The sequence below is a fragment of the Fictibacillus nanhaiensis genome, from assembly GCF_019801215.1.
GTDB classification, from domain to species: domain Bacteria; phylum Bacillota; class Bacilli; order Bacillales; family Fictibacillaceae; genus Fictibacillus; species Fictibacillus nanhaiensis_C.
This window is the reverse complement of record NZ_JAHVJO010000002.1, coordinates 746,154-767,234: the sequence shown is the minus strand read 5'-3', so window position 1 is coordinate 767,234 and position 21,081 is coordinate 746,154. Positions and strand designations below refer to the sequence as shown.

General features: G+C 39.8%; 20 protein-coding genes and 1 riboswitch. Of the genes, 14 read left to right on the top strand and 6 right to left on the bottom strand.

All coding sequences use genetic code 11. The annotated features are described in order from the left end of the window. Window positions 1-55 precede the first annotated feature (55 nt). The 3 genes from KUV80_RS12415 to KUV80_RS12405 all read right to left on the bottom strand — a co-directional run bounded on the left by KUV80_RS12415 (window position 56) and on the right by KUV80_RS12405 (window position 4,071). Window positions 56-1,417, bottom strand: a complete 1,362-nt coding sequence (locus tag KUV80_RS12415; RefSeq protein WP_222463016.1) for an alkaline phosphatase — start codon at window positions 1,415-1,417, stop codon at window positions 56-58. 152 nt (window positions 1,418-1,569) lie between these two features. Then, the gene (gene ald / locus KUV80_RS12410; RefSeq protein ID WP_222463015.1) at window positions 1,570-2,700 is read right to left on the bottom strand and encodes an alanine dehydrogenase; all 1,131 of its coding nucleotides are present in this window, start codon (window positions 2,698-2,700) and stop codon (window positions 1,570-1,572) included. A gap of 138 nt (window positions 2,701-2,838) precedes the next feature. Continuing rightward, the gene (locus KUV80_RS12405; RefSeq protein ID WP_222463014.1) at window positions 2,839-4,071 is read right to left on the bottom strand and encodes a PucR family transcriptional regulator; all 1,233 of its coding nucleotides are present in this window, start codon (window positions 4,069-4,071) and stop codon (window positions 2,839-2,841) included. 121 nt (window positions 4,072-4,192) lie between these two features. Here KUV80_RS12405 and KUV80_RS12400 point away from each other — a divergent pair, with 121 nt between their 5' ends. The 3 genes from KUV80_RS12400 to KUV80_RS12390 all read left to right on the top strand — a co-directional run bounded on the left by KUV80_RS12400 (window position 4,193) and on the right by KUV80_RS12390 (window position 7,068). Then, entirely contained in the window at window positions 4,193-5,896 is a 1,704-nt protein-coding gene (locus tag KUV80_RS12400) for a M3 family oligoendopeptidase (protein WP_222463013.1), read from the top strand. 263 nt (window positions 5,897-6,159) lie between these two features. Continuing rightward, window positions 6,160-6,693 (top strand): DUF420 domain-containing protein, encoded by a 534-nt coding sequence (locus KUV80_RS12395; protein ID WP_222463012.1) that lies wholly within the window; start codon window positions 6,160-6,162, stop codon window positions 6,691-6,693. A gap of 66 nt (window positions 6,694-6,759) precedes the next feature. Next, on the top strand, window positions 6,760-7,068 hold the full coding sequence (locus KUV80_RS12390) for a hypothetical protein (RefSeq protein WP_222463011.1): 309 nt from the start codon (window positions 6,760-6,762) through the stop codon (window positions 7,066-7,068). Here KUV80_RS12390 and KUV80_RS12385 read toward each other — a convergent pair. Continuing rightward, window positions 7,065-7,688: an NAD(P)-dependent oxidoreductase gene (locus KUV80_RS12385; protein WP_222463010.1), complete on the bottom strand. Its 624-nt coding sequence runs from the start codon at window positions 7,686-7,688 to the stop codon at window positions 7,065-7,067. The genes KUV80_RS12390 and KUV80_RS12385 overlap by 4 nt on opposite strands. Before the next feature lie 146 nt (window positions 7,689-7,834). Here KUV80_RS12385 and KUV80_RS12380 point away from each other — a divergent pair, with 146 nt between their 5' ends. Then, window positions 7,835-8,233 (top strand): hypothetical protein, encoded by a 399-nt coding sequence (locus tag KUV80_RS12380; RefSeq protein WP_222463009.1) that lies wholly within the window; start codon window positions 7,835-7,837, stop codon window positions 8,231-8,233. Window positions 8,234-8,257: 24 nt separating this feature from the next. Next, window positions 8,258-10,129: a diguanylate cyclase gene (locus tag KUV80_RS12375; RefSeq protein ID WP_222463008.1), complete on the top strand. Its 1,872-nt coding sequence runs from the start codon at window positions 8,258-8,260 to the stop codon at window positions 10,127-10,129. 41 nt (window positions 10,130-10,170) lie between these two features. Here KUV80_RS12375 and KUV80_RS12370 read toward each other — a convergent pair whose 3' ends face one another. Next, a complete protein-coding gene (locus tag KUV80_RS12370; RefSeq protein WP_222463007.1) occupies window positions 10,171-12,570 on the bottom strand; it encodes a S8 family serine peptidase in 2,400 nt (799 codons plus the stop codon). A gap of 212 nt (window positions 12,571-12,782) precedes the next feature. On the opposite strand from KUV80_RS12370, the gene KUV80_RS12365 reads away from it, so the two are divergent. From KUV80_RS12365 to KUV80_RS12355, 3 genes are all read left to right on the top strand, one after another. Beyond that, window positions 12,783-14,132, top strand: a complete 1,350-nt coding sequence (locus tag KUV80_RS12365; RefSeq protein WP_222463006.1) for an MFS transporter — start codon at window positions 12,783-12,785, stop codon at window positions 14,130-14,132. A 135-nt stretch (window positions 14,133-14,267) separates the two neighbouring features. After that, window positions 14,268-14,582, top strand: a complete 315-nt coding sequence (locus KUV80_RS12360) for a hypothetical protein (protein ID WP_222463005.1) — start codon at window positions 14,268-14,270, stop codon at window positions 14,580-14,582. 55 nt (window positions 14,583-14,637) lie between these two features. Beyond that, window positions 14,638-15,507 carry an NAD(P)-dependent oxidoreductase gene (locus KUV80_RS12355; RefSeq protein ID WP_222463004.1) on the top strand — a complete coding sequence of 290 codons (870 nt, stop codon included), beginning with the start codon at window positions 14,638-14,640 and terminating at the stop codon, window positions 15,505-15,507. 194 nt (window positions 15,508-15,701) lie between these two features. Here KUV80_RS12355 and KUV80_RS12350 read toward each other — a convergent pair whose 3' ends face one another. Next, window positions 15,702-17,279: a hypothetical protein gene (locus KUV80_RS12350; protein ID WP_222463003.1), complete on the bottom strand. Its 1,578-nt coding sequence runs from the start codon at window positions 17,277-17,279 to the stop codon at window positions 15,702-15,704. A gap of 449 nt (window positions 17,280-17,728) precedes the next feature. Further along, window positions 17,729-17,826, top strand: a riboswitch (cyclic di-GMP riboswitch). An 85-nt stretch (window positions 17,827-17,911) separates the two neighbouring features. On the opposite strand from KUV80_RS12350, the gene KUV80_RS12345 reads away from it, so the two are divergent. The 6 genes from KUV80_RS12345 to cpaB all read left to right on the top strand — a co-directional run bounded on the left by KUV80_RS12345 (window position 17,912) and on the right by cpaB (window position 21,073). Further along, window positions 17,912-18,307, top strand: coding sequence for a DUF192 domain-containing protein (locus tag KUV80_RS12345; RefSeq protein WP_246625173.1), 396 nt, complete (start codon window positions 17,912-17,914; stop codon window positions 18,305-18,307). Beyond that, a complete protein-coding gene (locus KUV80_RS12340; protein ID WP_222463002.1) occupies window positions 18,279-18,473 on the top strand; it encodes a Flp family type IVb pilin in 195 nt (64 codons plus the stop codon). The genes KUV80_RS12345 and KUV80_RS12340 overlap by 29 nt, the downstream gene beginning before the upstream one ends. A gap of 112 nt (window positions 18,474-18,585) precedes the next feature. Then, on the top strand, window positions 18,586-19,101 hold the full coding sequence (locus KUV80_RS12335; RefSeq protein ID WP_222463001.1) for an A24 family peptidase: 516 nt from the start codon (window positions 18,586-18,588) through the stop codon (window positions 19,099-19,101). After that, complete coding sequence (locus tag KUV80_RS12330; protein WP_222463000.1) at window positions 19,098-19,481, top strand: TadE/TadG family type IV pilus assembly protein; 384 nt, start codon at window positions 19,098-19,100, stop codon at window positions 19,479-19,481. The genes KUV80_RS12335 and KUV80_RS12330 overlap by 4 nt, the downstream gene beginning before the upstream one ends. 12 nt (window positions 19,482-19,493) lie before the next feature. Next, window positions 19,494-20,399 (top strand): TadE/TadG family type IV pilus assembly protein, encoded by a 906-nt coding sequence (locus KUV80_RS12325; protein WP_246625172.1) that lies wholly within the window; start codon window positions 19,494-19,496, stop codon window positions 20,397-20,399. 8 nt (window positions 20,400-20,407) lie between these two features. Beyond that, window positions 20,408-21,073 carry a Flp pilus assembly protein CpaB gene (gene cpaB, locus KUV80_RS12320; protein WP_222462998.1) on the top strand — a complete coding sequence of 222 codons (666 nt, stop codon included), beginning with the start codon at window positions 20,408-20,410 and terminating at the stop codon, window positions 21,071-21,073. Window positions 21,074-21,081 lie beyond the last annotated feature (8 nt).

Below are 21,081 nucleotides of genomic sequence, written 5' to 3'. Positions count from 1 at the left end.
GAAAAAACGGGATGCTTTTTTTATATAGATTGCCCTATTCAATTTTATTTAATGTTTAATCGTTGATTGCTGACTTGCTTCTTTTCAAGATAGCGAAAATTTCTTTAGCAGTATCTGTATTGTCGATCTTACCTGCAAATTTCTCCATGCCAGGACCATATGCGTAAACTGTTACATCTTCGCCAGTATGACCATCAGTAGTCCAGCCAGTACCAGTACGCAGGTCGAAAATCTTTTCAATCGCGTTATCGATATCTAATACTTTTCCGCTTTTTTCTTTTGCGTCTTTAACGGATTGGATTTCTTCGGCTGTTAGTTCTAAGTCAATGTTGTTCTTTAACGTTTCTTCTACAGGAGCGCCTGCTGCAATCTTTTTAGCCATAAAGTCTGGTGTTTTCTTAGCTGCTTTAATGGCTGTTGGGTCCCATTTATAAACTCCATCGCGTCCCATTGCCATACCACCTGTTGAGTGGTCAGCCGTTGCAATTACTAGTGTGTGCTTGTCTTTTTTGGCAAAATCGATAGCTGATTGGAAAGCTTGTTCGAAATCTTCCATGTCACTCATTGCTGATACGACATCATTGTCATGGCCAGCCCAGTCAATTTGGCTTCCTTCAACCATTAAGAAAAAACCATTTTTGTTTTGGTTTAATCGATCAAGTGCAGTATTCGTCATTTCTTTTAATGAAGGTTGTTCAGCAGGACGATCAATCTTCTTTTCCAATCCTTTAGGTGCGAACAGTCCTAGAATTTGTTCATTTTTATCTTTAAGCATTTGGTCGCGAGTCGTTACATAAGAGTAACCATCTTTTTGGAATTCTTTTGTAATATCTCGATCTTTACGAACAAAGTAGCTTGTCCCGCCACCTAACAATACGTCTACTTTGTGTTTTCCATTGATTAGGTCATCGTAATAATCGTTAGCAATAGCGTTATAGTTTTCACGTGATTCATCATGTGAACCAAAAGCTGCTGGAGTAGCATGGTTAATTTGTGACGTTGCTACGAGTCCAGTGGATTTCCCATTTTCTTTTGCTTGTTCTAAAACAGTTTTAACATCTTTTTTCTCCATATCAACAGCAATTGCCCCGTTGTATGTTTTGATTCCAGCAGACATGGAAGTTGCAGCTGCTGCAGAGTCTGTAATGCTTTCTTCTGTATCCCAAGAATAAGTGGATTGCATACCAACTAAATACTTATCGAATTTTGTTTCTTCCATCATCGGAGTGTTCTTATCGTCCTTCATGGCACGGTATGCCGTTGTATAAGAGTTACCCATACCATCACCAATTAAAAAGATGACATTGCGAATTTCATTATCGTCTTCGTTATCGGCTGATACATGATTTATAGCTAAGCTGCTTACGGCAAGTGTTGATGCCATAGCTACTGTTAGAATCTTTTTAGAAAATAACATAATAACCTCCTAAAATGCTTTATTTGGTTTAGTGGTCTACCGCCAATAATTATATGTGCATAATATTAAGGGCGTGTTATCGGGTTATTAATTTTCTGTTACAAACAAAAAACCTCCCCTTTTACAAAAGGGAGGTTAGTGCTCAGTTCTTACTACACGGTTTGAACCGTTTTTTCTAATGCTTCTTCTACAGAAAGGTATTCAAACCCAAGATCACGTGCTACAGCTTCATAAGTTACATAACCGCCAGCCGTGTTTAACCCAGCTCTTAGTGATGGGTTATCCGTGATCGCTTGTTGTGCTCCTTTGTTCGCGATTTGAAGCGCGTAAGGAACAGTCACATTCGTAAGTGCGATTGTAGACGTACGAGGTACGGCACCAGGCATGTTAGCTACAGCATAATGAACAACTCCGTGCTTTTCATAAGTAGGGTTATCATGTGTTGTGATACGGTCAACTGTTTCAAAGATACCGCCTTGGTCGATCGCTACATCAACTACGACTGATCCAGGTGTCATGGCTTTAATCATTTCTTCTGTTACAAGCTTTGGTGCTTTTGCTCCCGGAATAAGTACAGCGCCGATTACAAGATCTGATTCAGCAACAGCTTGAGCGATATTTAATGGGTTAGACATCAAGGTTTGGATGCTGTTTCCGAAAATATCGTCCAATTGACGAAGACGGTCTGGGCTTAAGTCAATAATCGTAACATCAGCTCCAAGTCCTGCAGCAATTTTTGCAGCATTTGTTCCTACGACTCCCCCGCCTATAACCGTAACTTTTCCGCGTCGTACACCAGGAACGCCTGCAAGCAGAATGCCTTTACCGCCTTTTGGCTTCTCAAGGAACTGTGCCCCAATTTGAGCAGACATACGTCCTGCTACTTCACTCATAGGTGTTAATAGAGGAAGCGTGCGGTTAAATTCAACCGTTTCATAGGCAATCGCTGTAACGCCGCTATCCGTAAGTGCTTTTGCCAACGCGGGCTCAGCTGCCAAGTGAAGGTATGTAAACAGAATCAATCCTTGGCGAAAATAGTTGTACTCAGAAGCTAACGGTTCTTTTACCTTCATCACCATTTCTGCTGCCCAAATATCTTTTGCATCTTCTAATATTTTTGCACCTGCTGCTGCATAATCTTCATTCGTAAATCCGCTGCCAACACCTGCATGGCTTTCTACTAATACAGTGTGACCTGCTGCTGTTAATGTCATGACACCTGATGGCGTTATCGCAACACGGTTTTCATTGTTCTTAATTTCTGCTGGTACTCCAATAATCATTTGTGAATCCTCCTATATAAAAATACATTGAGTGCGTTTTCAATTGTGATTTTAGTATAAAAGGGAAAGAAGCGCTTTTCATTGTTAGGATGCTAGAAAATGAAAAAAAGCATTTGTGATAATTCACAAACGCTTCTTCTAAAATAATCGATTGATTTTAAAATCAAGGTAGATCATGATCTTCTGGTGCGGACTTTTCAAATCAATATTGGTAATCTCGCCGATTCGTTTCAATCGGTATAACAGTGTGTTCATGTGAATATGAAGGACATCTGAAGCTTTGTTTAAGTTTTCATCTAATGTCAAATACGTCTCTAACGTGTGGTAGAGCTCTGTTTTATGAAGACGGTCATATTCCTGCAAGGTTCTTAGCATTTCATTCTGGTAGCTCTGTCTTTGTTGTTTTTCATAAATGATATCTAAAAATTGGTAGATGCCGAGTTCATGATATCCGTTTAATGATAATGTTTCCCCGCCAAGCTTTTCTTGAACAGCTAATACATTCATTGCTTCCTTATAACTTTTTTCAACTTGTGTAAAGGAAGAAACAAGACTTCCGTATGCCGCTTTTACTTCTGATACGGAAAAACGTTCTTTCATATGAGTAAAAAATGAATCAACAAACGATTTTGGGAGTTCTAAAGGTGGTTCTTTTCCGACAGGAGAAGCAAGTAACAACATTTGGTTGCTGTCAGCTGCTGATAAAAGTACATTAATCTTCTGATGAACGGCAGCGATATATAAAATATCTTTTTCAACGGCTGGTGTGACTTCCTCTTGCAGCTGAAGGATAAAAACTGCAGCAGGCAAGACGGGGAGTATGTTGAGCTCATGTAATTTTTCTAAAATACGTTCTTCTTGTGGCAGGTTGCCCGTAAGCATCTTCCAAAAAAGCTCCTGCCGGTTTTCTTCCTTTTTTTTCGTTCCAATCTGTCTTTGAAGCAGCTGGCTTTTAGCAGAGACAGCAGCAAGTTTGAGAAGCTTCATATCGTCTTGATTTAATTTTTTTTCGACCTCGAGAACCCAAATATACCCGAGCACCTCGCTGTTTTTTCTGATTGAAACAGCAACACGGTCACCGAGTCCTACTTTTTGTATAGAACTAACCCGAACAGGGTCATCACTTTCTTGTAAACGGGGAATGACGCCATCTTTCCAAAGACTGTTCACTACTTTTTCGGGAACGCGCCGTCCGATGATGGTAGCAACCCGTGCAGGATCTGTGCTGTCTTCGTGTGTACTGTAAGCAAGGAGACGATGATTCTGGTCTTCAATGGTTACAGGACAAGATAGAACATCACTAATCTTATCCGCCAGGTTTTCTAAACTTCCGAATGTACCTTTAAAAGGGTCATGTTGATACTCTTTCATGCTTTTCGCCTGCCTTAAGCTCTCTTAGTCTTTATTCTACCGAAAGTGAAGAGAAGTTTACAGGAAAAAAGGAGCTGTTTGTAGAAAGGGTAATACAGAAAATTGTTAGGGGGCATTTTATATGAAATTTAGTGAATTTACATATGAAAGACCGAACGTGACCGAGCTGAAGACAGCATTTGAAAAAGCTGTACAGATTTTCCGTGAGGCTTCATCTGCCGATCAGCAAAACGAAGCTATGAAGAAAGTTGTGGATTTAAGAAACGGATTTGAATCGAAGGCAAGATTAGCGAAGATCCGCCACACGATTAATACGGAAGATGTTTTTTATAAAGATGAACAGGCATTTATGGATGAAAATCTACCTGTATACCAAGGGATGGTTACGGCGTTTCACGAGGCGCTCGTACAGTCTCCATACAAGGATGAGTTAGAAAAAAAGTGGGGCAGCCAGTTGTTCCGCCTTGCAGAGTTAAAGGTGAAAACGTACTCTGAAGATGTTCTTGAGGACTTGAAACAAGAGAATAAATTAAGCTCTGAATATGTGAAAGTAATGGCTTCAGCGAAAATCGAGTTTGACGGCAAAGAGCTCAATCTTGCTCAGTTAGCTCCTTATATCCAATCATCTGATCGTGATACGCGTCAGGCTGCTTATCAGGCGAGCAATGCATTTTTAAAAGCGAACGAAGAGAAATTTGATGCGATTTATGATGATTTAGTAAAATTGCGTACACGTATCGCTAAAAAGTTAGGGTATAACCAATTTACAGAACTTGCTTATGACCGTATGGGAAGAACAGATTATAATGCTCAGGATGTAAAGGTATTCCGTCAGCAAGTAAAAGAAATCATTGTTCCTCTTTGTACAAAATTAAAGAAGAGTCAGCAAAAGAGGATTGGACTTAATGAGCTTAAATACTATGATGAGTCTTTCAGCTTTACAACAGGAAACCCTGTCCCACAAGGTGATGCCGAATGGATTGTCGAAAAAGCAAAGCAAGTCTTTTCAGGCTTGTCACAAGAGACGGGTGCATTCTTTACTTATATGGCGGATGATGAACTGATGGATCTTGAAAGCAAAAAAGGAAAAGCGCCTGGAGGGTATTGTACGTACCTTCAGGATTATCAAGCTCCTTTCATTTTTACGAACTTCACTGGTTCAGAGAATGACGTACGCGTGCTGCTGCATGAGATCGGTCACGCCTTCCAGATGTATACAAGCCGAGGATATGAAGTTCCTGAATACCAGTTCCCGACACTTGAGGCTTGTGAGATCCACTCGATGAGTATGGAATTCTTAACATACCCATGGATCGATAAATGGTTTGAAAAGGATACGGAAAAGTATTTGTACTCGCACTTAACGGGGGCTCTAGAATTTATTCCTTATGGTGTTGCGGTCGATGAGTTTCAGCACTTTGTCTATGATCATCCAGACGCGACGCCTAGAGAGCGCCGTGAGAAGTGGAGCGAGCTGGAGAAAATGTATTTACCTCATCGTGACTATGACGGATTAGAGTACTTAGAGAATGGAGGATTCTGGCATAGACAGGGTCATATTTTCCGCTCACCTTTCTACTATATTGATTATACCCTTGCTCAAATCTGTGCCCTTCAGTTCTGGAAGCGATCAGTAGAAAACCGCGAACAGGCATGGGAAGATTATTTTGCTCTTTGTCAAAAGGGAGGCAGCCTGCCATTTACGAAATTAGTAGAAGAAGCGGGTTTGGTCTCACCGTTTGAGAAAGGCTGTGTCGCGTCCGTTGTGGGTGAAGTAGAAAGATTTATTGCAACCATTGATGAGAACCAGTTTATAAAAGCATAAGAAATAAGGAAAACCGGCCTCAGTGCCGGTTTTTTGTTGCTTCCTCTTCAGGTGTGCAAGTTAGTTTTTTAATGATACTTCAAGGATTTGGAATTCTTACTGAGAGAAAGCACTAAAAACACTCTTTTTTTGAAGAATTATTGACACTTGTATAGGGAATGCTGATTTCAGCTGCCATTTGGTTTGTGAATAGGGTGCAGAGTGGTAATATAAAAAGAGATATAGTTGATTTTACTCACACATTTGAAAAGGGGTCTTAAAGAATGGCTGAAACGAAGCAGCGTAACTATACACCAATTATTATTGGATTATCAATTGCCATCAATGTTCTTGTGGCTGTGTTGTTTTTCTTGCCGGAATATGAAGGGGAGATCGCTTTTGATGTCACCTTGCTTCCACGTCTGAATGCAATCTTTAATAGTTTTACCTTTGTGTTTCTATTAGCAGCTCTTTATTTCGTTAAACAAAAAAATATTGTGGTGCATAAACGTTTTATTTATGCAGCCTTTTCCAGCACGACTCTCTTTCTATTGTCGTATGTAACGTACCATTATTTAACGGAATCGACTTCATATGGCGGCGAAGGGCCGCTAAAGTATGTTTACTTCTTTATCTTGATCTCTCATATTCTTCTTGCGATCGTTATCGTTCCTCTTGCGCTTATTACCGTTACACGCGGGCTGAATATGCAGGTAGAAAAGCATAGAAAAATTGCACGATGGACGATGCCATTATGGCTGTATGTCAGCATAACGGGTGTTATCGTCTATCTGATGATCTCCCCTTATTATGCCTAATAAACAGAAGGACTTTTGCTGCGTATCTACAGCAAAAGCCTTTTCTGTATGGAGAGGAAAAATGAGATGAGCTGGTTTTGGATATTCTCGGTCTTGCTGTGCGGGTTTGGTGTAGCGGTCATCGTTTATGGCATTCGTTACAATAAAGTGGAATATGAACATAAGAAACACTTTGGAACGACTTATAATGGTGGTGGCGGAGGGATTTCTGAGACCTTTTTTGGTGCGATCGTTGAACGGATTTTCATTGTTTTTATTGATGGGTTTGTCCGCTTTTTTCCAAAATGGCTTATTAAAGCATTCCTTTTCTTAGTGGGAGTCGGCTTTATTGCATTGGGTGTGTTTCTTTTACAGGCAATGCCGCCAACTTCTTAATAGGCGATGCCTACTCGACATTGAGAGAAACGTGCCTTTTTTATAAGAGAAAAAGCAAAATGCGCCGTGTCTCCAGTACTTATCTTGTTGCCATCTTCAGGCAAAAGATCCTTTTCTACGCGGTAAACACCTGTAGCATCCCCATCAGGTAGGTAGGTCGGACAAACAATCGTCCATTCCAAGCCGCTCTCTTTTAATCGTGTGTATGCTTTATGATGGTCTTCGGCTGCTCTCGTTAATTTTCGCTTCGACTCTGAAGACTGGTAACGCAGCAAATGAGGCTCTGTCCGGCTTTGTAAGATTCCTGCTGTTCCTATCGTAATGATTCTAGAGATACCTTCTTTTTTCATCGCGTCTATTACAATCGGCATACTTTCTGAGAGCGTATTTCCCCCGTCCGTAGAAAGAGCACTCACGACAATTCCGCAGCCCTTCATCCCTTCTTCTACTGTCTTTCCTTGTAAAACATCTCCTTCTGTATACGTCATGTGGTTCAAAAGATAGGATGGTATTTTTTCAGGCTGACGAATGAGTGCATGTACCGACATTCCTGCTTTTTGTGCAAATTCTGTCATTTGGCTTCCCACTCTTCCGGAAGCTCCTAACATAAATATCTTCATAAAAAACCCTCCAATTGTTTTATTAACCTAACACGGAACTATTAATTTCATATATAATTGACAAGAAACTACAAAATTCGGAAAATTTTTGTACAGTGATTATAGCAATTCAAAACAAAATATCATGTAAAGAAGGGGACACATCAATGAAATCATTCCTAACCATCATACCATTGATTGTTTGTTTGCTTTTAGCATCATGCAGTAACCAGGAGAACACGTTTAAAGAAGTGGATAGTGCCAACAAGGAAGATCAATCCCAAAAGCCTACCTTGAAAGCAGAAGTAACGGTAAATGGGAATTCTGCGCTTGTTTATGTAGATACGTCGATGAAAATCTCGAAAGATATGTACGGAAAAAAGAAAAAAACGGGGGAAGGTCATATTCACATGTACGTGGATAACGGAGAGAAACAAGGTGTTACATCCTCACCCGTACGTATTGAGAACTTAACAAAAGGTGATCACAAAGTAAAAATTTCCTTACATAATAATGATCATACGCCTTATGATGTAACCGAAACGTTAACGTTTACAGTCCAGTAGATCATACAGAATCAGGGTGAAAACATGTTTCAGCGATTAAGTTTACCATCTAAAATAATCATGATGTTTACTTTTGTTATAGTGCTGACCATCTCTTCTGTAATTGCTTACGATACATATAGTTTAAAAGAAGCAGTAAGACAAACCTATGTCAGCCAGCTGCAAGGTATAACCACTACGATAAACGGCAGTTATGAGGAATCACATTCCATAGAAGAAGTTCAGCTTATGTTCGATTATGTAAAGCATCGAGAACCAAAAGTACAAGAACTTACACTGCATATGAAGAGTTCCTTACAAGATGAAATTTTTGCATCTACGAATCGAGATTTAATTGGGAAACCATCATCTTCTGACTTTAGTCCTTCCATCCTTGAAGGTAAAACGCTTATTGCCTATGAAGAAAATAGTACAAGTAAGGAAGTCAGGCTTGTGGCACCACTCATCGAGGATGGTAATTCCATTGGAGCTATTGAGTTAAGACTTGATACTTCCTCTGAACTTGCTGTTGTAACAAAGCAAATTCAAAAATCGATCATTGTAGGACTGAGTGTCGCCCTATTGCTTATAAGTGTTTTGTGGCTTTTTATCCGAAAACTTCTAGTCAGTCCATTATTGCGTTTAAGGAAAGCGGCGTTAAGTGTACAGCGGGAAGAACCTTATCAGAACATTAAGCTCAATGCCAGTCAGGAAATTAATGAAGTGGCACGTTCATTCAATGACATGGTCCATCAATTGGAAAAAAGGTATCTTTTAAGCATTACGGATCCGCTTACGGGTGTATACAACAATGCTCATTTTAAACGGATGCTCACGAAAGAGATGAAAAAGACCCGTGAATCTGAAGGTGAGATGACCCTTCTATTCTGTGATGTCGACAACTTCAAAATGCTCAATGACAATGAAGGACATGTATATGGAGATTCCGTTTTAAAAAAGATTGCCAATATCCTGAAAGAAAATGTGCGTAAAAGCGATTTAGTGTGCCGATATGGCGGAGAAGAATTTGTTGTTATCCTGCCTGATTGCGGACAAGCGGAAGGCGTAAAGATCGCGGAAGAAATCAGGCAGATGGTTGCAGTATATGGCAGCCATAGCTTGCTTACACCGATTACGATTTCGATCGGGTTAGCAGTCTTTCCGAAAGATGCAGATGAAGAAAAGCTAGTGTACTTGGCAGACCGGGCCATGTATGTTGCAAAAACGAACGGCAAGAATCTAGTAGTCTCAGCAAATGAGCTCAATCATTATAAAGAGAATGATTACAACCGTAAGCAGCTTCATACAAAATGGCACTTAAATGCGATAGTCTCTCTTGCCAGAACGGTAGAAGTAAAAGATTCCTATACGCACAGTCATTCAGAGATGGTGTCTAAATATGCATCGGCCATTGCGAGCACGATGGGGTTAGACGAAGAAGAGGTAAAAAGAATATCTGTCGCAGGTCTTTTGCACGACGTCGGGAAGGTTGGTATACCAGATACGATTTTACATAAAGAAGGCAAGCTGACGGAAGAAGAATATGAGATGATGAAGAATCACCCAGAGCTGGGCTTTAATATTTTATCAGGTGTTGAGGAATTTAATGAGATTCTGCCTTATGTTCTCTATCACCATGAACGCCCAGATGGAAAAGGGTATCCTTCACAATTAAAACTGGAGGAAATCCCGCTTGGCGCGAGAATTATTGCGGTAGCAGATGCTTTTCATTCCATGGTGTCAGTTAGACCTTACCGTAAAGTTCCGCTGACCATAGAAGAGGCCGTAGCCGAACTGGAAAGAGGAAGCGGCACGCAGTTTGATGAAGATGTAGTGGATGTTTTCTTAACCGTCGTCGAAGATATGAAGCAATTTGAGGTTATAGACGGCGTGCCATGTCCTGAACCCGTTTCATAAAAAAATCCCTTACCATAAACGCGGTAAGGGATTTTTTGTTTTTATTGAAGAGTGATAACATCTGTATATTTGTAGTCTTGTTTCGCTCCTCTGTATGCAAAGGCAACTACTCGATAGTTTCCAGCAGGAACCGGTTCACCTAAAAGCTTTCCGTCCCAATGGAAGTCATTGAATTCTTTTGGAACATTCTCGTAAGTGCCTATCGTACCTATTGATTGAGATAAGTTAGCGTTAAATAAAATGAGCTCAACTTTTTCTGCTTCAGCAGGCAGATATGCTGATAACGTAAATGCGTTATTGCCAAGAGCTGTTGCACTAAAGTGTGTGATTGAAGGGAAGTCTGGTTCTTGAACGAATAAAATCGTCGGAACCTCGATTACGTTGCTTCCATCACTAATTCGGATCGTCCCCTCATGATAACCTGGTGTCATCTTAGAAGCTTCAACTTTAATTCTAAAATTAACATCTTTACTTTTGTTAGCTGGGATATTTAAGTTCTTGCTTGTAGTTACTTTCACGCCTTCCAGATCTACTTCGAACGTGTATTTCTTCGTCTTGTTGCTCAAGTTTTTAATCGTAAATTTCTGAGCTTCCTTTTCTTTTCCTTTTAGCTTTTCAAATGTACCGAAAGAATGGCTTCCAGGAGTGACAAGTGTTTCTGCATCAATGGCATCAACCACTCGAATACTTCCTGCACCTTGTGTGTTATGCGGATATTGAATTCCGGTTGCATCGAACAAGTTTACAGCTGTATTCATTAACGCTGCTTTCACATCGTCAACACCGTAAGCAGGATGTGCTTGCAAAATTAATGCTGCTGCACCTGCAACGTGTGGAGACGCCATACTCGTTCCTTGTTTTGCACCATATCCGTGCGGGTTAGCCGGGTCATGTGTTGGTACCGTACTAACAATGTTTACACCAGGAGCTGAAACGTCTGGCTTAATCATCCATGTATCCATAACAGGACCGCGAGAAGAGAAGTCTGCCATCGTTTCACCAACTGTTTTATCGAATGCTGTACCAAAAGTAACGGTTGTATCAGGCTTTTGAGCTAATATTCCTTTTAATTCTAATCCTTGTTCACGTGATAGTTTAATAGTTGGTACAGCCATGCCAGGCACATTTACAGGGATTTCGCCAGAAGCATTATTGTAGATGACCATTCCGACTGCTCCAGCATTTTTTGCATTCGTTGCTTTATCAACAAATGCATAGGCACCTCTTTCTACTAAAGCAATTTTTCCTTGCAAATCTTTTCCGACAAAATCAGAAGGTGCAGCCAAACCAACATAGACGATCGGCAGTGTTTGACCATTCAGAGCAAGAATGGCTTCATCTGAAGGAAAGCCCATTACTTTTGCTGTGCCAAAACTTGTGTTACCGCTTTTTAAGGTTGAAGTGAATAGGTTGAACGGCAGTTGTGTAGCTCCTACTGAAATCGCCTCTCTTGATGTTCCAGGTGAGCCGACCGTCCAGTTCTTTGGGCCGCTGTTTCCGTTAGATGTGACAGCTACCACACCGTCAGACATCGCTTGATCAAGGGCTATGCTTGTTGCCCAGTCAGGATTGTTTAATGAGTTTCCTAATGATAGGTTCATCACATCCGCGCCATCTTCAACAGCTCGCTCTATTCCTGCAATAACGTTTTCAGTTGTTCCGCTGCCGCCAGGTCCAAGAACGCGATAGGCTAATAACGTAGCATCTGGTGCCACTCCTTTAATACCGCCATCCGCTGCCACTGTCCCTGCAACGTGCGTGCCGTGTGTGGTTTCCGCACCTCTTGAATCTCCTTTAGGCGTTTCTTGTGGATCATTATCGTTATCGACAAAATCATAGCCTTTGTAGCTGCCAAAAGCTTGGTCGAGGTCTGGATGGGTATAGTCAACCCCTGTATCAATTACAGCAACGGTTACTCCTTCACCCGTGTAACCGGATTCCCATGCTTTATTTGCTCCAATAAAAGGTGCTGAATTCATCATCTGTGGACTCACTTCATCAAAGGAAAGCTCTCCCGTATCTTCCCCAGTTACATGAAAGGCCACATCAGGATAAACGGCTTTTACCCCGGGAACCGCTAGAAGATCAGGAATTTCGTTAGCTGGAAGCTCCAATGAAAAACCTGAGAACACATGATCATACTCATTGTTTACTTCATATTTATTTGTTCGGGCTGCAATCTCTTTAATGACAGCGTCCCTTTTTGTTTTAAGGTTTGTTTTGGTTTGTTTCTGTCCCTTCTTTTTTGCTTCTAGAACAGATGGCTCTTTTATTTCAACGATAACTTTTGTAGCATGAGAAGAACTTAAATTATATTTTCCATAAAGCGGTGCAAGTTCTGGTGTTTGCTCATTTGGTGCAGCTGAAGCCCCAGAAAATGCAGAAAAAAGAAAAGTACATGCTAATGTGATACTAGAAGACTTGCGTAAAAAACGTTTCATCCAATCGTACACCCCTTAATTTCAAAGTAAGGGTATAATTCTGCAAAGTGATAGAAAATCCTTGATTATATGGTAAAAACAGTCATTTAGGCCTTTTGTCGAAAAAGTAAATGTTTCAAAAGTCCCATATATATTAAGTGAGCAAATTACAAGCAAGGTCATTTAGTACCATGGTAATATGGGAATATTGTTTAAAGAAAGAGGTGAACAGAATGGCTGATCGTGAAGAAAGTCTTGGAGGTATTCAGGAAAATCGGATCATTCCATTATGGAGTTTGACGGTATGGCTTGTCGTCATGAATACGACCATGTTTAATGTAGCTCTACCGAGTGTCATTGCACAGTTTGATTTAAGTCCTACAGCAGGCTCCTGGATCGTATCGGGCTATTCCATCGTGTTTGCCTTATCTACGATTACATTCAGCAGATTATCTGATTTTATACCTATAGGAAGATTGCTTTTTACTGGACTTATTATTTTGGGTATCTCATCAATCATAGGGTATTTTGCGAACAGCTTTGCCTTTGTATTAATAAGCAGGATCGTTCAAGCCATGGGAGCAGGTGCTGTTCCAGGACTGGGTATGGTGCTCGCCACTCGTTATATTCCGATTTCTCGCCGAGGACGCGCCATGTCATTTATATCTTCAGCCGCTTCCCTAGGTTTTGGTTTAGGACCGGTTATTGGGGGAGGAATCACGCAGCTTTTCGGATGGAATTTCCTATTTATCGTGACAGGACTAGTCTTATTGCTTTTGCCAGTCTTTAAAGTTTATTTACCTGTAGAAAAGAGGCAGGCAGGTTCTTTTGATTTGATCGGTGCATTGTTAACAGGTGGGGGAGTAACATCATTGTTGCTGTATCTTTCTTCCTTTTCGTTCTTCTTGCTTGGATTAAGCATCTTATTCTTCGCTGTTCTTTATCTCTATTCAAAGAAAAAAGATAACCCGTTTATTCGCGTGGATCTGTTTAAAAATGGTCGATATGTTTCGATTTTAGTTGTTGGTCTTATTGGGTTTATGACTCATTTTGCCTTGCTGTTCGTAATGCCGGTAATGCTCGCAAATTTATTTCAAAAGGAACCGGCAGTAATCGGTTTTATTATCTTTCCGGGTGCTATGCTTTCAGCGTTTGCAGCCATATATGTCGGACGCTGGATCGATAAATTCGGCAATCTGCCTGTGATGCGTGCGGGTCTTTTGTCTCTCTTGTTATCAACGGTTTTATTCTCGTTGTTCGCAACTAAAGCCTTTTACATGACAGCGATTTTCTATATGTTTACTAGTATAGGGTTTTCAAGTTTAACATCCAGTCTTGCAAATGAAAACTCTCGAATCCTGAAAAAAGATGAAGTCGGTTCGGGCATGGGCATGCTTCAGCTCATTCAATTCTTTGGTGGAGCCATTGGTGTAGCCATCGCAGGATTATTGATTGAAGGACAGCATATGTTTGAGCTGTCTGTCATCTATCGAAATGTGTTTGTGTTTTATACGTTTCTAGTCTGTATAGCAATCTTCATCTATTATAGAAAAATTAATCAGCATCAATTAGAATCCACCTAGTGCAGGTGGGTTTTTTCTTCATAAAAAAAGTTGTAGAACTTCGTCAAAAAAAGCCGATAAGTTAATTGGAAAGATAAACAGTCGAACTTTTAATACAAGAATATAAATGATGAAAGAAAGGAAGAGAAGCCGTACGTGGAGAAAAACAAGGAACTGATTGAATCATTGTTGAAATTTTATGACCTATTAGACACGCATCCAGATGTAGTAGAATCCATTCCAGTATTTACAAATTACATCAGAACCTTTTTACGAATTAAACCACTTGGAAGAACTTTACCTACTATTGAGATCATGACCTTATTAAAAAAAAGAAAGCCAAACATGTTCTATTTATTGAAAAAGTACTCGAAAGACGATGTTATGACGATGCTGATGCACTTAAACATGGATTATGATCAAGCTGAACTTAAAATTGAACGAATTCTACAAGGAGAGGTCATCGCATAATGTGCGGTGATTTTTTCTTTTTTCGTTATAATGAAGAAAAAAGGAGTGAGGATATTTGAACACGATCGGGTTTATCGGAACAGGTGTGATGGGAAGAAGCATGGCTGGCCATTTAATAAATGCAGGCTATCCTGTCCATGTGTACACAAGAACAAAGAAAAAAGCAGATACCTTATTAAAGCAAGGTGCTGAATGGGCGAATACACCTGCTGAGATCGCACAAAAATGTGATGTAATCATTACGATGGTCGGTTATCCGAAAGATGTTGAACACCTGTACTTAGGCGAAGATGGTCTGATTCGTCATGCAAAAGAAGGATCATACCTGATCGATATGACAACGTCTAGTCCTCAACTGGCTCAAAGGATCGCAAAAGCTAGTTCGGAAAAGAACATCTCTGCATTAGATGCCCCTGTTTCAGGAGGCGATATTGGAGCAAGAGATGCCAAGCTTTCGATCATGGTTGGAGGAGAGAAAAAAGCATTCGAAGAAGTAGAACCTATCTTTTTAAAGATGGGAACGAATGTTGTCTATCAAGGCCATGCCGGCTCAGGCCAACATACAAAAATGTGCAACCAAATCGCCATAGCATCAGGGATGATTGGTGTTTGTGAAGCGATTCTGTATGCTGAAAAAGCAGGGCTTGATCCAGCAACGGTTTTAAAGAGTATTGAGACAGGAGCAGCAGGGAGCTGGTCTTTAAGCAACCTTGCGCCTAGAATGTTAAAAGGCGACTTTGCACCGGGTTTTTACGTAAAGCATTTTATTAAAGATATGACGATTGCGCTACATTCAGCTGAAGAAATGGGCCTCTTAACACCAGGATTAGCTTTAGCAAAAAAATTGTATGACGAATTGGCTGAAATGGGAGAAGAAGAAAGCGGAACACAGGCCCTTTATAAGCGATTAGAGAATAAGGGTTAAATGTTGGGGTGTGGTATTGTCGATCTTTGTCGGAAATCGGATATTTATTAAATAACGTTGGATAAATCGAAAATAACGTGGGATTAATGAGATTAACGTTGGATAAATCGAAAATAACGTGGAATTATCGGATTAGAAAATGAATTTGTAGCTATGAAAAAAAGCGGAGTGAGCAACCTCCGCTTTTTCTTCAATTAATACACGTATGTTCCTACTGCGAACAATTGGAACAAGACTGTGATTCCGATAAAATAAGAAATTTGGACAAAAAGACCCCATTCTTTATTCTTTACAACCTGTGTTACATATAGAGCAATGGCTGTTACGAGCAAAGGAATAATAAGTGAGCTTCCCGAAAATGTGAGATAATCTGGTGCGATTGTATAGAATCGATTATTAAACAACGACTGGATAACATAGAGCTGTGTGAGAATAAAAAGCAGAATAGACATCCATTTTACCCATGGTCTTTCTTCTTCGATCATATCAATTCTTACAAAATACAGAACTCCTAAAAACAATATTGGGGGTACTACCCATATGAACGCGTTTGTCATAGCGATCAGAGATACGATGGAGGAAGTTAGTGCATCATACATCGCATTGTATATATCTTGTTTTCCAATCGACTGACTAGCTTTCATGACACGAGGATCTTGGCTGGCTGCAAAAACCTGATAATCTTTAATAGATTCTGCTTTAAGCCAAAATACAGTTTGATCATCCGCTTTTATGGGGTAAATAGCAAAATTTCCTGTTGTGCTAATGCGAGTTGATTCCCACACATCCCCATTTAAAGTGGCTTTATATATATTTCCAGCTTCCTTTTTATTAGAGATTGCCCCTTTAGCTGAAAAGAGGATTACAGGCTTATTATCTTCAATATTAATCTGTTGATATGTAGGATTCTCTATATCGTATCCTGCCTGCATATCTGTATATTTAATACTTTTGAAAGACAAATCCTTTAAAGTACTAAAAGGTGCAGAACTATAGTACGTCTTAAAAGATTTTGTTCCCTGTTTGGATGAATATAAGGTATACATAAAGTGAATGTGTTCATCTGCTTCAGCAAATCGGAAATTATACATTTTATCAGTCGATGTTTTGCTGTATTTAAGAATGGACGATGCGTTATACGTTCCGCCTTTTTCTTGTATGAAAAAAGCCTCCATTTCAACTTTTTCACCAACAGCAGCCAAAAATGAATTTGACCCAGCATGACCGGATAGTTCTGCAAGCTTTTCTTTAGCCGTAAAAACTAAGCTGGTACTTCTGCTGTTTGGATCAAAAACGTACACTTCATTTCCTTTGGAGTAGGCAAAGCGTTCTTTTGTGTCTGCAAGGAATTCAACACCTGTATCTAGAACGACCTCTTTACCCCCTTCATAAAGAATTAGATCTCCGTTCGAAATAAAAGCAAACTGCTTACCGTTCGTCCAGAAGTTCGATCTTTCATCGATCGGCAGCTTTTCCGTTTTTTCTGAAACGACCTGAAGATTTTTGTCTAATATCATAGACTGTATACCCTCTTCAACATGAGTATAGACGTGGTACTGATTCCCTTCCTTGTAAGCAATGGGTTCAGAGCTGATCGACTCCGTTTCGATGCTCATCGAGCGGCTCCAATCCTTGTTTGGAAGTTGAGTCTCCTGGCGGATGTTATTCCAGACGACTAGTCCAATCAAAAGAAAAACAACTGCAAGTGGAAGAATCAAAGCTTTATGATTCGAGGGATTCTTTTTCTTTTTTAGTTTTGATTCTACATTCATGGTAATGCCCCCTTTTCTCTCTATAAAAGAACAAGATATTAGTATTCGTTAAATTAGACGGTTATTCCTGTAAAATCTACTCACTTTTTTTAAAAAAACTGGAACATTTCGAATGCGGATGTAGGTCAAAAGTTGTGAGCGAGGTAAGTGAATAGGAAAAAATGCCGATTAGATATATTTACCTATATTAATTATCTGAATATTTAGTAATTTTAAGCTGTTTTAAAGGATATTTGAATGATAAGGGTAGAGTTAATCAGTTAATAATTCAATCGTTAGACCTATATAAATAAAAGTTTAATATGTTTTTATTACTAAATTAACTGTGAAACTTGCAAGATAAAAATAAGTAGCATGGCTGATTTTTTATGGGTAGGTCATAAGATAGAATTTAGTTATAAGTCAGATTCACCGACATATCTTGCTACATTTCAACAAAGCACGCTGAATCTCGATAAAGGCAAAACTGGTGAAAGCCAGTGACGCAAAACTACAGGGGCTAAGGTGTACGACATTGGATCGTACATGATGCCAGCCAGTTACCGAAAGAAACCCGGGGTGTTTTTTATTTGTCTATAAACCCCATTTTTCGGTAAATAAGTAAAATTTTATTAAATGGAGGTGGGTGCCACTTGCTGCTTAACCTAGAAACGGGCAAAATCATCGCTCGAAAGGTTATTCCGGCGTACAGTTTTTTCAAAAGATTAAAAGGGCTTATGTTTTCAAAAGAACTTGCATACGAGTGTGCCATACACATTAAACCTTGCAGCTCAGTTCACACTTTTTTTATGAACTATGCGATTGATGTACTGTATTTAGACAGTGAAAAGCGAATTGTTGCGATTGACGAAAGCCTACCCCCTAAAAGGATCGGAAAATTGTACATGCAAGCTGAATCTGTCATTGAGCTACCGTCTGGAACGATCGCCAAAAGCCAGACAAAAGTGGGACACAAACTTTTAATCGACATTCAAAACATATATATAGGAGGAATTCACGATGAAAAACAAGTTAATGGGTCTTATTAAAGAAGAGCAAGGACAAGGTATGACAGAGTATGGTTTAGTTTTAGGTTTGATTGCAGTTGCGGCAGTTGGAGCACTTGCACTGTTACGTACAGAAATCGTGGAAATGTTTACAGATGCAAAAGACATGGTAACCAACCGTGAGTCTGGTGGAACTACAACTCCTTAATAAAAGGCAACATTAAGGCCTTACGTTCATTAACGTAAGGCCTTTTTTAAACGAAGTTTATAAGCAGGATAAGATGAATTGAAAGAACTTTCTTTAATAGAGGGTGATACAAATGTGGTTTGATGCCATTTTAATAACAGTTTTATTCATATGTGTCATTACGGATGTAAAGAGCCGCAAAATCTATAACAAGGTCATTTTTCCTGCTCTTTTAATAGGCGTTTTATCTCATATGATCGCATCTGGATGGTCCGGTCTTTTTTTCTCGTTCAAAGGATTTTTGCTTGGTCTAGGCCTGCTACTTATTCCTTATCTCTTGGGCGGCATGGGTGCGGGAGATGTAAAATTGCTTGCATTAATAGGGGCTTTAAAAGGTTCTTTATTTGTTTTTTATACGGCGATCTATATGGGTTTGATCGGTGGAGTGATTGCTCTGTTTATCTTGCTGTTTAGAAAAGGAGTGATTACAAGGATAAAAGGTATTCTTTATTCAATGGGATGCTGGAAATTTGGAATGAGACTCCCTATTTTTATTGAAAAAGAGGCTTTGACCCAAACATATCCGTATGGCCTTGCGATCGCGGGTGGTGCAATGGTTTGTCTACTGATGAAAGAGGTGCTCTTATGAGAAACAATGAAAAAGGGCAATCTCTCGTTGAAATGGCACTTGTTCTTCCCATTTTGCTTATGCTCGTAATCGGCATTATTGATTTTGGAAAGCTATTTTACACGTATATGCACTTGCATCTTGCCACTCAAGAAACGGTCAGACTTGGAGGCCTTGGAAAAGATGACACGGAGATTCGTGCATTTGCTAAGGACTATGTTCAAGTAAAAGATTCTTCTCTTCTTCAAATTGGAATTACACCCGACTCTTCCACAAGAGATTCAGGACAGTATGTGACGGTTACTCTGTCCTATCCCCATACATTTATGACACCGGGAATTGGAAGATTATTTGGAGATACGATACCGGTAGAAACGAATTCAACGATTCGGGTCGAGTGAGGTGAATGGATGATGAAACGTTTAATAAGAAAAGAAGATGGAAATACGATTGTCCTGTTTGCATTCAGTCTTTTAGCACTTATTGCAATGACGGGACTTGTCATTGATGGCGGAAAACTGTTTTTAACAAAAAGCCACCTGCAAAAGTCAGCTAACGCTGCTGTCCTCTCAGGTGCTCAAGAGCTTACAAACAAGGAAGATTCTGTACGGATGATCGTGCATGAAACGCTTGAAAAACATAGTGAAAATCATAGTTTGCAGAATATGCACATCACAATGGAAGACAAAGTGAGCGTAGATCTTACAAAGGAAGTTAGGCTAACATTTTCTCAGCTATTCGGTTTTGATACAGCCCCAGTAAACGTTCATGCTGCAGCAGAGCTTGGAACAATGGGTAAAGCCGCCGGTGTCGCGCCGCTAGGGATCGATGAAGGTTTAGGCTTAGAGTTTAACAAAGAATATAAACTAAAAGTAGATCAGACCGGTGTAGAAGCGGGTAACTTTGGAGTTCTTGCTCTTGGTGGTCCAGGTGCTGCTACGTATGAAGATAACTTGTTGTACGGTTATCAAAGTGAACTTGAGGTTGGAGATATATTAGAAACGCAAACAGGTAATATTGCAGGAAAGACACGTTCTTCTATTAAGGAAAGAATCAATGCTTGTCCCTATCCAGAAGGTGAAACACACCACCGAGATTGTTCAAGAATTATTTTAATACCTGTATACGAAAAACTAGATTCAGGCGGCAAGCAGTTAAAAGAAGTGAAAATAAAAGGTTTCGCTTACTTTTATATTACAAAACCGATGGACTCTAAAGACACCTCCATCACAGGCATGTTTGTCAAACGGGCAGGAACGGGTTTTGTAAAAACCGTTAACGCAAGTAAGGGTGCATTTAGTATAAGACTAACAGAGTAGGTGAAGACATGAGAGCAAAACTGATTTTAGGAATGGCTATTGTAATGGGTTTGATAACAACCTTTTTATTTTATAACCATATGGGAAACTACAATGCGGCAACCGTTCTATCTGAGAATACGGTTAAGGTTGTAGTCGCTAATCGGGAAATTAAACAAAATGAAAAAATTACAGCAGATATGCTTTCGCATGAAAATGTACCAGAAGCTTCCGTGCATCCAGAATCAGTGAAAAGCATTTCAGATCTTGAAAACAACTATAGCACGACAAAGATGGCGAAGGGTGAAGTCTTTTTAAAGCATAATGCACGTACGACAACGGAAGAATCATTACGAGTGAGCAGAAAGGTGAAAGAACAATTTCGCGCAGTATCAGTAGGTGTGAATTTTGTTCAGTCTGTATCTAACTTGATTGAACCAGAAGATTATGTGGATGTTTTTGCCTCCACTAAAACAACAGATGGAAATAAAATCGAGACGATATTGCTATCAGAAAACGTTCGGGTCCTTGCGATTGGAAGAAAGATGATTGAACCGGTTGAAGGTGAGCCGTATGTCGAATATAGTTCTGTAACGTTAGAGCTTTTTCCAGACGATGTATTAAAACTTGTTCATGCAGAAGAAAACGGAAACATCCATCTTGCCGTGCGGAGCAAATTAAAAACAAAAAAGTAGAATTCAGT

Excerpts from the sequence above, each read along its gene's own strand:
- KUV80_RS12415 (WP_222463016.1), bottom strand. The coding sequence starts at position 1,417 with ATGTTATTTTCTAAAAAGATTCTAACAGTAGCTATGGCATCAACACTT.
- ald (WP_222463015.1), bottom strand. The coding sequence starts at position 2,700 with ATGATTATTGGAGTACCAGCAGAAATTAAGAACAATGAAAACCGTGTT.
- KUV80_RS12405 (WP_222463014.1), bottom strand. The coding sequence starts at position 4,071 with ATGAAAGAGTATCAACATGACCCTTTTAAAGGTACATTCGGAAGTTTA.
- KUV80_RS12400 (WP_222463013.1), top strand. The coding sequence starts at position 4,193 with ATGAAATTTAGTGAATTTACATATGAAAGACCGAACGTGACCGAGCTG.
- KUV80_RS12395 (WP_222463012.1), top strand. The coding sequence starts at position 6,160 with ATGGCTGAAACGAAGCAGCGTAACTATACACCAATTATTATTGGATTA.
- KUV80_RS12390 (WP_222463011.1), top strand. The coding sequence starts at position 6,760 with ATGAGCTGGTTTTGGATATTCTCGGTCTTGCTGTGCGGGTTTGGTGTA.
- KUV80_RS12385 (WP_222463010.1), bottom strand. The coding sequence starts at position 7,688 with ATGAAGATATTTATGTTAGGAGCTTCCGGAAGAGTGGGAAGCCAAATG.
- KUV80_RS12380 (WP_222463009.1), top strand. The coding sequence starts at position 7,835 with ATGAAATCATTCCTAACCATCATACCATTGATTGTTTGTTTGCTTTTA.
- KUV80_RS12375 (WP_222463008.1), top strand. The coding sequence starts at position 8,258 with ATGTTTCAGCGATTAAGTTTACCATCTAAAATAATCATGATGTTTACT.
- KUV80_RS12370 (WP_222463007.1), bottom strand. The coding sequence starts at position 12,570 with ATGAAACGTTTTTTACGCAAGTCTTCTAGTATCACATTAGCATGTACT.
- KUV80_RS12365 (WP_222463006.1), top strand. The coding sequence starts at position 12,783 with ATGGCTGATCGTGAAGAAAGTCTTGGAGGTATTCAGGAAAATCGGATC.
- KUV80_RS12350 (WP_222463003.1), bottom strand. The coding sequence starts at position 17,279 with ATGAATGTAGAATCAAAACTAAAAAAGAAAAAGAATCCCTCGAATCAT.
- KUV80_RS12340 (WP_222463002.1), top strand. The coding sequence starts at position 18,279 with ATGAAAAACAAGTTAATGGGTCTTATTAAAGAAGAGCAAGGACAAGGT.
- KUV80_RS12335 (WP_222463001.1), top strand. The coding sequence starts at position 18,586 with ATGTGGTTTGATGCCATTTTAATAACAGTTTTATTCATATGTGTCATT.
- KUV80_RS12330 (WP_222463000.1), top strand. The coding sequence starts at position 19,098 with ATGAGAAACAATGAAAAAGGGCAATCTCTCGTTGAAATGGCACTTGTT.
- KUV80_RS12325 (WP_246625172.1), top strand. The coding sequence starts at position 19,494 with ATGAAACGTTTAATAAGAAAAGAAGATGGAAATACGATTGTCCTGTTT.
- cpaB (WP_222462998.1), top strand. The coding sequence starts at position 20,408 with ATGAGAGCAAAACTGATTTTAGGAATGGCTATTGTAATGGGTTTGATA.